Raw genomic sequence first — 14,594 nt, 5'->3', positions numbered from 1 at the left:
GAAGCGCAGGCCGCAATGTAGGCGATCAGGCGAGGACGCGTGGGGCTGGCGCCGAAACCCCGTCGTAGGCGCGCGCCGCGAGCGCGGACGCAAGAACCTGCGCCGGGTCGACCAGTCTCAGCCCACCGACCGACGCCGAGCCCTCGAGCCCGAGGGGAATCTCGGTGCATCCCATGACGATGGCCACCGATCCATGACGCCGCGCGAGTTGCAGTGCGACCTCGCTGAAGCAGGCCTGCGCCAACGGCATGTCACCCGCCTTCACGCCGTCGTAGATGCCACGCATGAGCATCCGACGTTCCTCTGCAAGCGGCAGGTGGCAGGCCATGCCGGCGTCCGCCATCGCCTGCTCGTACAGGCCGATGCGGTAGGTGCCTTCGGTCGCCATCAACGCCACGTCCCGAACGCCCTGCGCCGCCAGATGCGCCGACACCTCGCGCGCGACGTGCAACACCTCGACCTGCGGAAAGCGCTCCTGCAAGGTGGCGTGCCACGCATGCGCCGTATTGCAGGCAATCGCGACCGCCCGGCTGCCCAGCGCCGCCAGCCGCCCCAATGCCTGCAACATCGGCTCCAGCGGCTGATGCGCACCCAGCCCTTCCGACTCGAGCGCACCGCTGCGATCCGGCACCGGCACCTGCGCCAGCCAGTGCTCCGGAAAGCCCTGGTCCCGCACCGTCTCGCCGCGCGCCCGCATCCGCCGCGCACAAGCATCGACGAACAGGCGCACGAAATCCGCGCCCGCTGCCGGCCCCATGCCACCGAGGATGCCAACTACTTGTGTCATGCCATGCGCCTCAATTCGCCAGCCCCTTCACAGCCCCTTCCAGAAACACCACGGATCCGGCTCCGCCGGTCCGCAGGTGTTGGCCCCGCAAGGGGGTTGGCGGCCACACGAAGTGGGCAAGCCTGGGGGGTGCCTACGTCGCTGGCTTGTCGCTCGGCGACTTGATGTTCTCGCGCAACTGCGGGCTCATCGGCAGGTTCAGCGGCATGCCCTTGGGCGGGATCGGCTGCATGAACCACTTGGTATACATCTTCTCGAATTCGCCGCTCTTCATGAGACCGACGATGGTGTCGTCCACCACCTTCTTGAAGGCCGGGTCGTCCTTCGCCAGCATGCAGCCGTAGGGCTCGACCTGCAGCGCATCGCCCACCACTTCGAAGTCGCCCGGACTCTTGGCGTTGGCGATAAGGCCGAACAGAAGGATGTCGTCCATCGCGAAGGCCACGGCGCGGTCGCTTTCCACCAGCAGGAAAGCGTCGGCGTGATCCTTGCCGAGCACGATGTCCATGTCGAGGTTCTTCTCGGTGTTGTACTTGCGCATGACCAGCGCATTGGTGGTGCCGGTGGTGCTGGCCACGGTCTTCTTCCCGAGGTCGCCGTAGTTCTTGATCCCCGAAGACTTCTTCACGAGCAGCCGCGTGCCCGTGTAGAAGTGATTGATGGCGAAGGCCACGTCCTTGCCGCGGGCGGTGTTGTTGGTGGTGGAGCCACACTCCAGATCGATGGTGCCATTGGTGATCAGCGGGATACGGTTCTGCGAGGTCACCGCCATCAGCGCCACTTCCAGATTGGGCTTGTTGAGTTTCTTCTTGACCGCGTCCACCACCGCATTCGACAGCTCGACCGAGAAGCCGACCGGCTTGTTCGGACCGTCGAGGTAGCTGAAGGGCACCGACGACTCCCGATAGGCCAGCGTGATCTTGCCGGATTCGGCGATCTTGGCCAGGGTGTCGGCGGCTTGTGCGCCCGTGACGGCGGCAGAGAGCAGGACGGCTGCCATCAATGCGGATAGTTTCATGCGAGCCCTTTCGGTGGATTTGAAGTGAAACGAAGTGTAGGAAGCATTCGCCCGCCCGTCACAATTCCTTTTGCGCCCAAGCCCATGACCAAATGTTATGGATTCGTGGTCCCATGAGCTTTGGCTATGGGCCGCGATGCTTTTGGCATTTCCCGATGGAGCGCACCCCGCCTAGAGTCGGCGCATTCGAACTTCAGAGGAGGAAGCGCCATGCGCGTGTGCGTGCTGGGTGCCGGCATCGTGGGCTTGGCCACCGCGTGGCAGCTGAACCGCGACGGCCACGAGGTGAGCGTGATCGACCGCGCCGCCCCGGGCGCCGGTGCGAGCGGCGGCAACGGTGCTCAGCTGAGCTATTCCTACGTGCAGCCGCTGGCGGATCCGGCGATCTGGAAGCAGTTGCCCAAGCTGCTGCTCTCGCCCTCCTCCCCACTCAAGCTGCGACCGCAGCTCGATCCGCTGCAGTGGCGCTGGGGCATGGCCTTTCTGGCGGCCTGCAATGCGGAGACCTCGCGCGACACCACGGCTCGCCTTCTCGCCATGGCCGCGCAGAGCCGTGCCGCGTTCGAGGAAATGCGTGCGGACATTTCGCCCGATTGCGACTTTTCGGCGACAGGCAAGCTGGTTCTCTATGCCAGCGCATCGTCGCTCGAAGGCGCGCGCCGGCAGCTCGAACTGCAGCGCACGCTGGGCAGCGAACAGCGCCTGGTCACCCCTGATGAATGCGTCGCACTCGAACCGGCGCTGGCCAGTTACCGCGGGCAGATGGCCGGCGCGATCCACACGCCGAGCGAGTGCGCCGCGGACTGTCTCAAGGTGTGCACGGAGCTGTTGAATGCCCTGCGCGCGCGAGGTGTGCGCTTCATGCTCGATACGGAGATCCATGGCTTCGACGTGCGCGGCGGCCGGGTCGCGGCAGTGCAAACCGCAGCGGGCGACGTGGAAGGGGATGCCTTCGTGATGGCATTGGGCTCGGCTTCGCACCGGCTCGGGCGTCGGTTGGGCGCCTATTTGCCGGTCTATCCGCTCAAGGGCTACAGCATCACGGTCGATGTCGATCCGACGCCGGGCGCCGCGCCTCAGGTGAACGTCACGGACAGTGCTCGCAAGGTGGTGTTTGCCCGCATCGGATCGCGGCTGCGGGTGGCGGGCATGGCCGAACTGGTCGGGCACGATGCGAGCATCCCGGCCACGCGCATCGAGACGCTGGCGGAGGCTACGCGCGCCGTGTTTCCGGATGCCAGTCGTCTGGATGAATTGCATCCCTGGACGGGAATGCGGCCGGCTACGCCGACGGGAGTGCCCATCGTCGGTCGGCTTGGTGCTGCTCCCGACAACATGCTCTTCAATACCGGGCATGGGGCGTTGGGCTTCACGCTGGCTTTTGGGTCGGCGCAGAGGGTGGCGCGCGAGCTCGATGGCGTTGCCGTTGGGGCGGGCGCCCGGTAGGCGGTGCGGGGTGTGCGACGGTCATGTACGCGTCTAACGTCTTTTTCCTGCGCGCAAATCACAGCCGGTGACGTCGGCCGGCACAGGGCACACCGCCCGACGACGCCACCCCCAACCCATCAACTCATCTCTTCAATAGCCTCCCGCATGAACCGCGTGATGCTCCGCACGGCCACTGAATCCGGCCTCCCGGCAAATCGCAGCGCACGAATCGGCACGGGAATGTGCGGCTCCAGCGTCAGCACATCCACCTTGTCGCGATCCGCAGAATTTGCAGTACACCCATCGACCAGCGCAACGCCCAGTCCGTGGTGTGCCATCGCCAGCGCCGCATGGTACGTCTGCACGGTCACCACCGCCTGCTGAAATCCAACCCCGGCCTGCCGGCAGGCCTGGCTCAGGCTGGTCCCGACCGGATCGCGGCTGTCCAGCCCCACTACCGGCAAGTTCACCAGGTCGTGCAGCGCCACCGATCCATTGCGCAACAGCGCGCGCGACAGCATCCCCTTGGGCGCGATGCACACCATGCGGCTGTCGGCAACCGACTCCTGGGTGAGTGACGGGTGCACTGCCGGACTGAACGCGAAACCGACATCCGCCTCCTGCAGCAGCAGCGCCGACATGATCTGCGGCGAATGCAGCGACTCGACTGTCACTGCGATGCCCGGATGCTTCCCCCGAAAACGCTTGAGCGCGCGCGGCAGTACCTCATAGCTCAGCGCCAGTACAGAGAGGATGCGCAACTCCCCCGCATCGCTTCCCATTCGCAGATTGGCTGCAAGCCTCTGCACTTCGTCGAGTTGCGCGAACAGCCGCTCGATGTGCGGATACAGCGCCAGCGCCTCGGTGGTCGGCGTCAGCCGCCCCTTGGCACGCTGGAACAGCGAGAACCCGAGCTGGATCTCCGCATGCTGCAAGGTCCGGCTGACCGCCGGCTGCGTGATGTTGATGAGCCGCGCCGCCGCGCTCACGCTCCCCGTGAGCATGATGGCGTTGAAGACCTCGATGTGGCGAAGGCGCATCGCAGAAGGAGTTGGACCGCCGTTGCCTCAGGGAGCCGGCCGCGCCGACACCTTGCCACGCGAGATGTCCATGATGAGCTGCGCCGCGAGGTAGAGACGCGGCTCGATGGAGTCCACCAGCACGTACTCGGCGTCGGCAGAATGCGCGCCAAAGCCCTGCAGCCCGAAGCGCTCGACCACGGCCGCATGGGTCTTGAGCGCGGCGAAGGCGGCATCGGTGCCGCCGCCCGCAACCTTGTCGTCCGCACCCAGTTCCTTGCCGAGTTGCTTGTAGATCTGCTGCGCGTGGAGCCCCAGTGCACGCGAAGCATCCGTGGCTTCCAGTGGCGGGCGGCGGCGCTCGAACTTCATCTCGACCTTGGCCTGCGGAATGAGTTGCTTCTTGACGCGCTCCTGGATCTGCTGCTCGATGCGGTCGTAGTCGCTGACCTTCAGCACCCGCACGTCAGCGCCCGCCGTGGCTGTCGCCGGAATCACATTTCGGTTGGAACCCGAACGGGAGACGGTCCAGTTCATCTTCAGGCCCGTCGCCGGATCGGACAGGTCGCGCATCTGCAGGATCTGGTGCGACAGTTCGTACAGCGCATTCACGCCGAGTTCAGGCGCGGAGCCCGCATGGGAGGCCTTGCCCGTCACGTTGAGCGTCACCGAGGCGATGCCCGCGGTGGCGAGCGAGAGCTTGTCTTCCTTGACCGATGAGCCCTCGAACGACATCACGACATCGTGCTCCCCGCCCAGGCGCGTGATAAGCGTGCGAGCGCCGGGAGAGCTGATTTCCTCGTCGCCATTGATGAGCACCGTCAGCGTGCCGTACTCCTTGAAGTCCATCGCCTTCAGCAACGCGATCGTGTGCGCGATGACCGCGATCCCCTGCTTGTCGTCCGCAATCCCGAGGCCATAGGCCTTGTCGCCCTCGACGCGGAAGGGCTGCTTGTTCAGCATGCCGATCTGGTACACGGTGTCCATGTGCGCGATCAGCATGATCTTCTTGGTGCCCGTTCCCCTGAAAGTCGCGCGCACCACCTTCCCGATCTTCTCCGGCGTGTCCTCCATCCGATAGGCATCGGCCGAAGGATCGATGAGCTCGACCTGTCCACCGAGCGCCTTGAACTTGTCGGCGATCAGGTTGGCAATCTTGTCGAGACCTTCAAGGTCACGACTGCCGGATTCGATCGACACCAGCTGATTCAGCGTCTCCAGCAACGCCGGCTTCTCCTTGGCAGCAAGCGAAGCGATGCGTTGATCAGGTGCAGCAAAAGCGCAAGCACAACCCGCCGCAAGCGCAGCAATCAAAAAGACCTTTCGGCCCGTGGCAATAGCAGTGTTCATGAGTCCCAAACTCTCCTCAACATTCAAAAGACAGATTCCAGAAATACCGCGGAACCGGCTCCGCCGGGCCGCCGGTATTGCCCCCGGTCAGGGGGTAGGCGAAGCGACACGAAGTGCGCGCAGCCTGGGGGCGATCTCAGCTAGTGTGCTTTGTCCCAATTGGGCCCAAAGCCGATCTCGGCCAGCAACGGCACCTTGAGCTCCGCCACGCCGGCCATGAGCCGCGGGATCTCCGTGCGCACCCACTCGACCTCATCCTCAGGCACTTCGAACACCAGTTCGTCATGCACCTGCATGATCATCTTCGTGCCGCGCTTCTCGGCGTCGAGCACCTCCTGCACCTTGACCATGCTGAGCTTGATGAGATCGGCCGCGGTGCCCTGCATCGGTGCGTTGATCGCGGCGCGTTCGGCACCGCCGCGGCGCGGGCCGTTCGGCGAGTTGATCTCGGGCAGGTAGAGGCGGCGGCCGAAGACGGTCTCCACGTAACCCTTCTGCTTGGCGAGCGCCTTCGTCTCGTCCATGTACTGCTTCACGCCCGGATAGCGCGAAAAGTAGCGCTCGATATACGAGGCGGCGGCCTTGGTCTCGATGCCCAGGTTGCGCGCGAGCCCGAAGCTGCTCATGCCGTAGATCAGCCCGAAATTGATGACCTTCGCATAGCGGCGCTGCTCGTTCGACACCTGGTCCACCGCGACGCCGAAGACTTCGCCTGCCGTCGCGCGGTGCACGTCGATGCCTTCCGTGAAGGCGCGCAGCAGCGACTCGTCGCCGCTGATGTGGGCCATGATGCGCAACTCGATCTGCGAGTAGTCCGAACTCGCGATCACGCTGCCGGCCGGCGCCACGAAGGCTTCGCGCACGCGGCGGCCTTCGGGGGTGCGGATCGGGATGTTCTGCAGGTTCGGATCGTTGCTCGACAACCGCCCCGTCACAGCCACGGCTTGTGCGTAGTGCGTATGCACGCGGCCGCTGCGCGGATTGGCCAGCAGGCCGAGCTTGTCGGTGTAGGTGCCCTTGAGCTTCGACAGGCCCCGGTGTTCCAGGATCTTGGCGGGCAGCGGGAAGTCTTCGGCGAGCTTTTCCAGCACCTCTTCATCCGTGCTCGGCGCACCGCTCGGGGTCTTCTTGACGATCGGCAGGCCAAGCTTGGTGAAGAACACTTCGCCGATCTGCTTGGGCGATCCGAGATTGAAAGGCTGGCCCGCGAGTTCGTAGGCCTCCTGTTCCAGCGCCATGATGCGCTTGCCGAGTTCGTTGCTCTGCGCGGACAGCGTGGGCGCATCGATCAACACGCCGTTGCGCTCGACGCGGTAGAGCGTTTCGCTCGATGCGATCTCCAGCTCGTAGATGAATCGCAGCTTCTCGTTCGCTTCGAGTTGGGGCCACAGCGCGTGGTGTACGTCCAGTGTCTGGTCGGAGTCCTCGCACGAGTACTCGGCCGCCTTTTCGATCGACACCTGGCTGAACGGGATCTGGTGCGCCCCCTTGCCGCACAGGTCTTCGTAGTCGATGCCGGTGCGCCCGAGGTGCCGCTCTGCCAGGCTGGCGAGCCCGTGCGGCTTGTGCACTTCGAGCACATAGCTCTGCAGCATGGTGTCGTGTGCATAGCCCTGCACCTCGATGCCGTGGTTGGCGAACACATGGCGGTCGTACTTGACGTGCTGACCCAGCTTCCTTTTCGCACCGTTCTGCAGCCATGGCTTGAGCTTCGCGAGCACCTCGTCCCGTGGCAACTGGACAGGCGCGTCGGGATAGTTGTGGCCGACCGGGATGTAGGCGGCTTCACCGGGTTTCACGCTGAAGCTCAGGCCGACGATCTCGGCGCGCATCTCGTCGAGCGAGCTCGTTTCGGTGTCGATCGCCACCAGCTCGGCGGCCTCGAGCTTCGCGAGCCAGGCATCGAAGGCGTCCCACGTCATCACGGTCTCGTAGAGCAGATTGGTCGCCATGGATGCGGCTTCGAAACTCGGGTCGTCGAAGAGGCCGGTGCCGCCCTCCGGGCCCTTGCGCTTCTTGTTTTCCTCGATCAGCTCGGGCTGCACCTCGTGCGCCTCCAGCGTCTTCACGAGGCTCTTGAAACCGTACTGTTCGTAGAAGGTCTTCAGGCCATCGATCTGCTGCGGGCCGATGGCGATCGCGTCGAGCGCTGGCAGGCCGCCCACGTGCCCGTCGAGGTCGCAATCTGTGCGGATGGTCACGAGCCTGCGGCCCTGCGGGAGCCAGTCGAGCGCCTTGCGCAGGTTCTCGCCGGCCTGGCCCTTGACCTCGGCGGCATGCGCGATCAGATCGTCGAGCGAGCCGTACTGGAGCAGCCATTTGGCGGCCGTCTTGGGGCCGACCTTTTCCACGCCGGGAACGTTGTCGACCGTATCGCCCACCAGCGTCTGGTAGTCGATCATCAGGTTGGGCGGCACGCCGAATTCGGCCGTCACGCCGGCCACGTCGCGCTTCTTGCCGTTCATGGTGTCGATGATCGTGATGTGCTCGTCCACCAGTTGGCTCAGGTCCTTGTCGCCGCTGGACACGATCACCTCGATGCCTTGGCTGGCGGCCGTGCGCGCGAGCGTGCCGATCACGTCGTCGGCCTCGACATCGGGCACGCACAGCACCGGCCAGCCGAGCATACTGACCACCTGGTGGATCGGCTCGACCTGGCTGCGCAGGTCGTCGGGCATCGGCGAGCGGTTCGCCTTGTAGTCGGGGTACCAGTCGTCGCGGAAGGTCTTGCCCGGCGCATCGAAGATGCAGGCCGCGTAGTCGGCCCGCACCTCGCGGCGCAGGGCCTGCATCATGTTGATCATTCCTCGGATGGCGCCGGTCGCGGGGCTGCTGCTGTCCCCCGGTACGGCGCGAAGGTCGGGCATCGCATGGAAGGCACGGTAGAGATAGCTCGATCCGTCGACGAGCAGCAGCGTTTTCTTGTCGGTCATCGGGGCATTTTGCCGTGCCGGGACGGGGGCCCCGAGCAGCGCGAAAGTTCCTCACTTTCTAGTACCCCTGCGCGAAACGCGGACCTACAATCTCTTCATGTCCTCCTCCACGCTCCACGTTCGCCGCACCCGGCTTGTTTCGCTGGTGCTGGCCTGCGCCGCGCCGAGCGCCGCCGTGCTTGCACAGAATCCGCAGCCACCGGGCTCGACGCCCACCCAGACGCTGCCGGATCCGGACAAGGCAGCAGGCCGCCACAACCAGAAGATCGAGCGTATCCACGTCGAGGACCGCAACGCGACGGTCGACGAGCTCCGTGTCGGCGGCCAGACCGAAAGCATCACCGTGAAGCCCGCCAACGGGCCGTCCTACCAAGTGATGCCCAACGAAACCGAACGCATGCGCAATCAAGGGCAATCCGACCAGAGTTCCGGCGAGAACGGTTCACGGGTCTGGTGGAACGTCTTCAAGTTCTGAGCGCGCAGTGGCGGTTTTCACGGAAGTCGGATTCGACGAAGCCGACGCACTGGTGCGTCGGCTCGGTCTGGGTGCCCTCACCGATCTGAGGGGCATCGAGGGTGGCATCGAGAACACCAACTATTTCGCGACCACGGAGTCGGGCGAGTTCGTACTGACGCTGTTCGAGCGACTCGGTGCCGATCAGCTCCCGTACTACCTTTGCCTGATGAAGCACCTCGCGGCACGCGGTCTCCCGGTGCCCGGGCCGGTGGCCGACCCGGAAATCCCGCCGCCCACTGGCCATCCGCTATCCATTCCGGGCAACGCGCCTTGCGAACTGCTGCACACCGTGGCCGGCAAGCCGGCCGCCATCGTGCAACGCCTGAAAGGCAAGAGCGAACTGGCGCCGACGGCCGCCCATTGCGCCGAACTGGGCCGCCTGCTGGCCCGGATGCATCTCGCGGCGCGCAACTATCCCCGCATTCAGCCGAATCTGCGCGGTCTGCCCTGGTGGAACGACACTGTGCCCGTGGTCCTGCCCTACCTGGAAGCCCCGCAAGCCGCGCTGCTGCGCAGCGAACTGGCCTACCAGAACCACGTGGCCGAATCTTCCGCCTACGCGGCCCTGCCGCGCGGCCCGGTGCATGCCGATCTGTTTCGGGACAACGCCATGTTCGACACCCACGCCAGCGCCGATGCGCCACGGCTGACCGGCGTGTTCGATTTCTACTTCGCGGGCGCCGACACTTGGCTTTTCGACTTGGCCGTGTGCCTGAACGACTGGGCCATCGATCTCGCATGCGGCCGCCACGATGCCGCGCGCGCCGACGCCCTGCTCGCCGCCTACGGCACGGTGCGCCCTCTGTCCGGCCCCGAGCGTGCCTTGCTGCCCGCCATGCTGCGCGCCGCCGCGCTTCGCTTCTGGATTTCGAGGCTGTGGGACTACCACCTCCCGCGCGAGGCGAGCATGCTCAAGGCTCATGATCCGACCCACTTTGAACGCGTGCTGCGCGAACGTGCCCATGCGAGCTTCGAGTTCGACCGCGGCGCCGAAACGCTGGCCGCCTGACCTGACCCGATGAAACTCAACCTCGTGCCGGCGCGCACCGGCGTGCTGTGGGTCCGTACCGGCCTCCAGGCTTTCGCGCGACAGCCGCTGGCCTTCATTTCGCTGTTCTTCTTTTTCATGGCGATGGTGTCGATCGCCTCGCAGGTGCCGCTGATCGGCGCAGCCTTCGCATTGATGCTGCTGCCCACCATGACGCTGGGCCTGATGGCAGCTGCCGCGCAGGCGGCGGGGCCGGAAAAGCCGCCGGCGGGAACGGTGTTCATGGCCGCGCTGAATGCCATCCGGACGGACGTGCGGCCCATGGCGGTGCTGGGTGCGCTCTATGCGGCGCTGTTCCTCGGCGTCATGGCGATCTCCGCGCTGGCCGATGGGGGCCAGTTCGCCCGTGTCTATCTGCTCGGCGGCCCGCTCACCCGCGAGCTGGCCGAGACCACCGAATTCCAGATCGCGCTCTGGATCGCGATGGGCCTGTACCTGCCGTTGTCGCTGGCTTTCTGGCATGCGCCGGCGCTGGTGCATTGGCATCGCGTGCCGCCGGCCAAAAGCCTGTTCTTCAGCTTTGTCGCCTGCTTCAAGAACTTCGGCGCGCTCACCGTGTTCGGCCTGGTCTGGGTCGGCGTCTTCATTGGCGCCGGCATCGTGCTGAGCCTGCTGGCGACGCTGCTGGTTGCGGTCGGCGCGATGGGCATCGGGGAAGGCGCTTCGGCCGCGGGTGGCGCTGTCATGATCGGCGGCGCGCTGGTGATGGCCGCCATGTTCTTCACGAGCACCTGGTTCACGTTCCGCGATAGTTTCCAGGAGTAACCCCCAGCCTCGCCCACTTCGTGTGGCTCGGGCACCCCCTTTCAGGGGGCCACCACGGGAGGCCCGGCGAAGCCGGCTCCGCCGTGTTTCACCAATGGGGCTGGCTACGCCGGCCCGGGATCGGCTAGACCGGCGTCAGCTTCGCGACCGAGAGGGCCAGCCACTTGACACCGTGGCGCGGGAAATTCACTTGCGCGCGGGCGTCGTCGCCGCTGCCTTCCAGCGCAGTCACGGTGCCCTCGCCGAACTTGTTGTGGAACACCTGCATGCCTGAACGCAAGCCGTGCGAGGGTGCGGTCTTCTGCGGGGGCACGGGCGGGCTGGCGAAAGTTTCCTTGCTGCTGTAGCCGCCCCCGCCGCCGCGCGTGGTGGCATAGCCGCCGCCGTAGCCGAAGGCCGACGGGGTGAATCCCTGGTTCTTGGGCGTCAACCACTTGAGCGCGCTTTCCGGCAGTTCCTCGAAAAAGCGGCTCTTGACGTTGTAGCGGGTCTGGCCGTGCAGCATTCGCGTCTGCGAGTGGCTCAGGTAAAGGCGCTTGCGGGCGCGCGTGATGGCCACGTACATCAGCCGGCGTTCTTCCTCGAGGCTTTCGTGGTCGCTCATCGAGTTCTCGTGCGGGAACAGGCCCTCCTCCAGGCCGGTGATGAACACGCAATCGAATTCGAGACCCTTGGCCGCGTGCACTGTCATCAGCTGCACGGCGTCCTGGCCGGCCTGTGCCTGGTTGTCGCCCGACTCCAGCGCGGCGTGCGTGAGGAATGCCGCAAGCGGGCTCAGCGTCTCGCCGGTTTCCGCATCGGGGGCCAGCGCCTCGTCGACGAGGGGGCGATTGGGATCGAGACCCTGGCTTGCGGGTGATTGCCGCAGTTCGTCGACGGGCAGCGCCACCGCGTCGCGGCCGAAGCCTTCCTGCGTGACAAAGCTCTCGGCGGCGTTGACCAGTTCGTCCAGGTTCTCCAGGCGGTCGGCTCCTTCGCGATCGGCCTTGTAGTGCTCGACCAGGCCGCTGTGGTCGAGAACCAGTTCGATGATCTCGCGCAGCGACATGCCCTGCGTCTGCTCGCGCAGCACGTCGATCTTGGCGACGAAGGCCGAGAGATTGCCGCCAGCCTTGCCGCCGACCGCGCTCACCGCGTCGTGCAGCGACCGGCCGGCCGCACGGGCCGCATCCTGGAGCTGCTCGATGCTGCGCGCACCGATGCCTCGCGGCGGGAAGTTGACGATGCGAAGGAAACTCGTGTCGTCGTCCTTGTTCTCCAGCAGCCGCAGGTAAGCCAAGGCGTGCTTGATTTCGGCGCGCTCGAAGAAGCGCAAGCCACCGTACACGCGGTACGGCACGGCCGCATTGAAAAGCGCCGTTTCGATCACCCGGCTCTGCGCATTGCTGCGGTAGAGCACGGCCATTTCCTTTCGGTCGATCCCGTCGCGCACCAGTTGCCGCATTTCCTCGACCATCCACTGCGCCTCGGCGAAATCGCTGGTCGACTCGTACACGCGCACGGGCTCGCCCGGGCCCTGGTCGGTGCGCAGGCTCTTGCCGAGACGCTTCTTGTTGTGGCTGATCAGCTCGTTCGCCGAATCGAGGATGTTGCTGTAGCTGCGGTAGTTCTGCTCCAGCTTGATCTGATGCGAAACATCGAACTCGCGCACGAAGTCGGCCATGTTGCCCACGCGGGCACCGCGGAAGGCGTAGATGCTCTGGTCGTCGTCGCCGACCGCGATCACGCTGTTGTCGCCCGGCACGAAGCGGCCGTCAGTCGTCGTGCCCGAGAGCATCTTGATCCACGCGTACTGCAGCCGGTTGGTGTCCTGGAACTCGTCAATGAGGATGTGGCGGAAGCGCCGCTGGTAGTGCTCGCGCACCGGATCGTTGTCGCGCAGCAACTCGTAGCTGCGCAGCATCAGCTCGCCGAAATCGACCACGCCTTCGCGCTGGCATTGTTCCTCGTAGAGTTGGTAGAGCTCGACCTTCTTGCGGTCGTCGTCGCTCCGGATCTCGACGTCGCGCGGGCGCAGGCCGTCTTCCTTGGCGCCGGCAATGAACCATTGCGTCTGCTTGGCCGGAAAACGCTCGTCGTCGACGTTGAACTGCTTCATCAGTCGCTTGATGGCCGAAAGCTGATCCTGGGTGTCCAGGATCTGGAAGGTGGACGGCAGGCCAGCCAGCTTCCAGTGCGCGCGCAGGAAACGATTGCACAGACCGTGGAACGTGCCGATCCACATGCCCCGCACGTTGACCGGCAGCATCGAGCCCAGCCGCGTCATCATTTCCTTGGCGGCCTTGTTGGTGAAGGTGACAGCCAGGATGCCGCCCGGTGATACCTGGCCGGTCTGCAGCAACCATGCGATGCGGGTGGTCAACACCCGAGTCTTGCCCGAGCCGGCGCCCGCAAGGATCAGTGCATTGCCGGCCGGGAGCGTCACGGCGGCACGCTGCTCCGGGTTGAGGTTTTGAAGCAGCGGCGAATCTGCGGCGGCCGCGAGGTCGGTGAACATCCGTCGATTGTAGAAAGCACTGCGTATGGGGGTTATACGAAGCGGCTGAAGTCACTTTCAGGGCCGGGCGGGTAGAATCAGTCACCGGGCCCAAGTTTCTTGACGTCCGGTTTTTTTGTGCCTGCGCACAGCAGGGTTCGGTCGCGCCGCCACGGCGCACCCGCAGATCCGGTCTCCAAGCCAAGCGCCCCATCGCCGCCGGAATCCTTCGGCGACGACCTTTTCAAGGAGCTTGGATCTCATGCAAATCTTCGACTACGACAACATCCTTCTGCTGCCGCGCAAGTGCGTGGTGGAAAGCCGCTCCGAGTGCGACGCCAGCGTCACCCTCGGCGGACGCAGCTTCCGCATCCCGACGGTGCCCGCCAACATGAAGACGGTGGTCGACGAGATCATCTGCACCTGGCTCGCGAAGAACGGCTACTTCTACGTCATGCACCGCTTCGACCTGGATAACGTGCAGTTCGTGAAGGACATGCGCGCCAAGGGTGTGTTCGCCTCGATCTCGCTGGGTGTCAAGAAGCCGGACTACGACACGGTCGATCAGTTGGCCGACGCCGGCCTGGCGCCTGAATACGTGACGATCGACATCGCACACGGCCATGCGGACACCGTGAAGAACATGATCGCGTACCTCAAGAAGAAGTTGCCCAAAACCTTCGTGATCGCGGGCAACGTCGGCACGCCGGAGGCCGTGATCGACCTGGAGAACTGGGGCGCGGACGCCACCAAGGTCGGCATCGGCCCGGGCAAGGTCTGCATCACCAAGCTCAAGACCGGCTTCGGCACCGGCGGCTGGCAGTTGTCGGCGCTCAAGTGGTGCGCCCGCGTGGCGACCAAGCCGATCATTGCCGACGGCGGCATCCGCGACCATGGCGACATCGCCAAGAGCATCCGCTTCGGCGCATCGATGGTGATGATCGGTTCGCTCTTCGCAGGTCACGAGGAATCGCCGGGACAGACCGTGGAAGTCGACGGCACGCTCTTCAAGGAGTACTACGGCTCGGCCAGCGACTTCAACAAAGGCGAGTACAAGCATGTCGAAGGCAAGCGCATCCTCGAACCGATCAAGGGCAAGCTCGCCGACACGCTGGTCGAGATGGAGCAGGACATCCAAAGCTCCATCAGCTACGCGGGCGGCCGCAAGCTCATGGACATCCGCAAGGTCAATTACGTCACGCTGGGTGGTGACAACGCCGGCGAACACCTGCTGATGTAAGGCCGCCGGCGCG

Annotated in this window: 11 protein-coding genes; 5 read left to right on the top strand and 6 right to left on the bottom strand. The window is 65.1% G+C overall.

The features are described 5' to 3' along the window. Positions 1–25: 25 nt before the first annotated feature. Together QTI24_RS08215 and QTI24_RS08210 are read right to left on the bottom strand one after the other, a co-directional pair. A complete protein-coding gene (locus QTI24_RS08215; protein WP_286599647.1) occupies positions 26–787 on the bottom strand; it encodes an aspartate/glutamate racemase family protein in 762 nt (253 codons plus the stop codon). A gap of 133 nt (positions 788–920) precedes the next feature. After that, positions 921–1,805 carry a transporter substrate-binding domain-containing protein gene (locus QTI24_RS08210; RefSeq protein WP_286599645.1) on the bottom strand — a complete coding sequence of 295 codons (885 nt, stop codon included), beginning with the start codon at positions 1,803–1,805 and terminating at the stop codon, positions 921–923. Positions 1,806–2,015: 210 nt separating this feature from the next. Between QTI24_RS08210 and QTI24_RS08205 the strand changes: the two genes are divergently transcribed. Next, positions 2,016–3,251, top strand: a complete 1,236-nt coding sequence (locus QTI24_RS08205; RefSeq protein ID WP_286599644.1) for a D-amino acid dehydrogenase — start codon at positions 2,016–2,018, stop codon at positions 3,249–3,251. A gap of 119 nt (positions 3,252–3,370) precedes the next feature. Here the strand turns inward: QTI24_RS08205 and QTI24_RS08200 are convergent, their stop codons facing one another. From QTI24_RS08200 to polA, 3 genes are all read right to left on the bottom strand, one after another. Next, on the bottom strand, positions 3,371–4,273 hold the full coding sequence (locus QTI24_RS08200) for a LysR family transcriptional regulator (RefSeq protein ID WP_286599643.1): 903 nt from the start codon (positions 4,271–4,273) through the stop codon (positions 3,371–3,373). Between the two features lie 27 nt (positions 4,274–4,300). Continuing rightward, complete coding sequence (locus QTI24_RS08195) at positions 4,301–5,602, bottom strand: M20/M25/M40 family metallo-hydrolase (protein ID WP_286599642.1); 1,302 nt, start codon at positions 5,600–5,602, stop codon at positions 4,301–4,303. A 140-nt stretch (positions 5,603–5,742) separates the two neighbouring features. Then, entirely contained in the window at positions 5,743–8,535 is a 2,793-nt protein-coding gene (gene polA, locus QTI24_RS08190; protein WP_286599641.1) for a DNA polymerase I, read from the bottom strand. A gap of 97 nt (positions 8,536–8,632) precedes the next feature. Here polA and QTI24_RS08185 point away from each other — a divergent pair, with 97 nt between their 5' ends. Genes QTI24_RS08185 through QTI24_RS08175 form a run of 3 tightly spaced genes read left to right on the top strand, consistent with a single transcriptional unit; the run spans position 8,633 to position 10,865 of the window. Then, positions 8,633–9,010 (top strand): hypothetical protein, encoded by a 378-nt coding sequence (locus QTI24_RS08185; protein ID WP_286599639.1) that lies wholly within the window; start codon positions 8,633–8,635, stop codon positions 9,008–9,010. Positions 9,011–9,017: 7 nt separating this feature from the next. Next, positions 9,018–10,061: a homoserine kinase gene (locus QTI24_RS08180; protein WP_286599638.1), complete on the top strand. Its 1,044-nt coding sequence runs from the start codon at positions 9,018–9,020 to the stop codon at positions 10,059–10,061. 9 nt (positions 10,062–10,070) lie between these two features. Further along, positions 10,071–10,865: a BPSS1780 family membrane protein gene (locus QTI24_RS08175; protein WP_286599637.1), complete on the top strand. Its 795-nt coding sequence runs from the start codon at positions 10,071–10,073 to the stop codon at positions 10,863–10,865. Positions 10,866–10,989: 124 nt separating this feature from the next. Here the strand turns inward: QTI24_RS08175 and QTI24_RS08170 are convergent, their stop codons facing one another. Further along, positions 10,990–13,362 (bottom strand): UvrD-helicase domain-containing protein, encoded by a 2,373-nt coding sequence (locus QTI24_RS08170; RefSeq protein ID WP_286599636.1) that lies wholly within the window; start codon positions 13,360–13,362, stop codon positions 10,990–10,992. A 241-nt stretch (positions 13,363–13,603) separates the two neighbouring features. On the opposite strand from QTI24_RS08170, the gene QTI24_RS08165 reads away from it, so the two are divergent. Next, a complete protein-coding gene (locus QTI24_RS08165; RefSeq protein WP_286599634.1) occupies positions 13,604–14,581 on the top strand; it encodes a GMP reductase in 978 nt (325 codons plus the stop codon). Positions 14,582–14,594: the final 13 nt, after the last annotated feature.

Origin of the sequence: Variovorax sp. J22P240 (genome assembly GCF_030316855.1) — a bacterium.
In the GTDB taxonomy this organism is placed as follows: Bacteria; Pseudomonadota; Gammaproteobacteria; order Burkholderiales; family Burkholderiaceae_C; genus Variovorax.
The sequence above is the reverse complement of the archived record's forward strand: the minus strand, read 5'-3'. Positions and strand labels throughout refer to the sequence as shown.

Bases quoted from the DNA above. Each gene is read 5' to 3' on its own strand.
- QTI24_RS08215 (WP_286599647.1), bottom strand. From the start codon at position 787: ATGACACAAGTAGTTGGCATCCTCGGTGGCATGGGGCCGGCAGCGGGC.
- QTI24_RS08210 (WP_286599645.1), bottom strand. From the start codon at position 1,805: ATGAAACTATCCGCATTGATGGCAGCCGTCCTGCTCTCTGCCGCCGTC.
- QTI24_RS08205 (WP_286599644.1), top strand. From the start codon at position 2,016: ATGCGCGTGTGCGTGCTGGGTGCCGGCATCGTGGGCTTGGCCACCGCG.
- QTI24_RS08200 (WP_286599643.1), bottom strand. From the start codon at position 4,273: ATGCGCCTTCGCCACATCGAGGTCTTCAACGCCATCATGCTCACGGGG.
- QTI24_RS08195 (WP_286599642.1), bottom strand. From the start codon at position 5,602: ATGAACACTGCTATTGCCACGGGCCGAAAGGTCTTTTTGATTGCTGCG.
- polA (WP_286599641.1), bottom strand. From the start codon at position 8,535: ATGACCGACAAGAAAACGCTGCTGCTCGTCGACGGATCGAGCTATCTC.
- QTI24_RS08185 (WP_286599639.1), top strand. From the start codon at position 8,633: ATGTCCTCCTCCACGCTCCACGTTCGCCGCACCCGGCTTGTTTCGCTG.
- QTI24_RS08175 (WP_286599637.1), top strand. From the start codon at position 10,071: ATGAAACTCAACCTCGTGCCGGCGCGCACCGGCGTGCTGTGGGTCCGT.
- QTI24_RS08170 (WP_286599636.1), bottom strand. From the start codon at position 13,362: ATGTTCACCGACCTCGCGGCCGCCGCAGATTCGCCGCTGCTTCAAAAC.
- QTI24_RS08165 (WP_286599634.1), top strand. From the start codon at position 13,604: ATGCAAATCTTCGACTACGACAACATCCTTCTGCTGCCGCGCAAGTGC.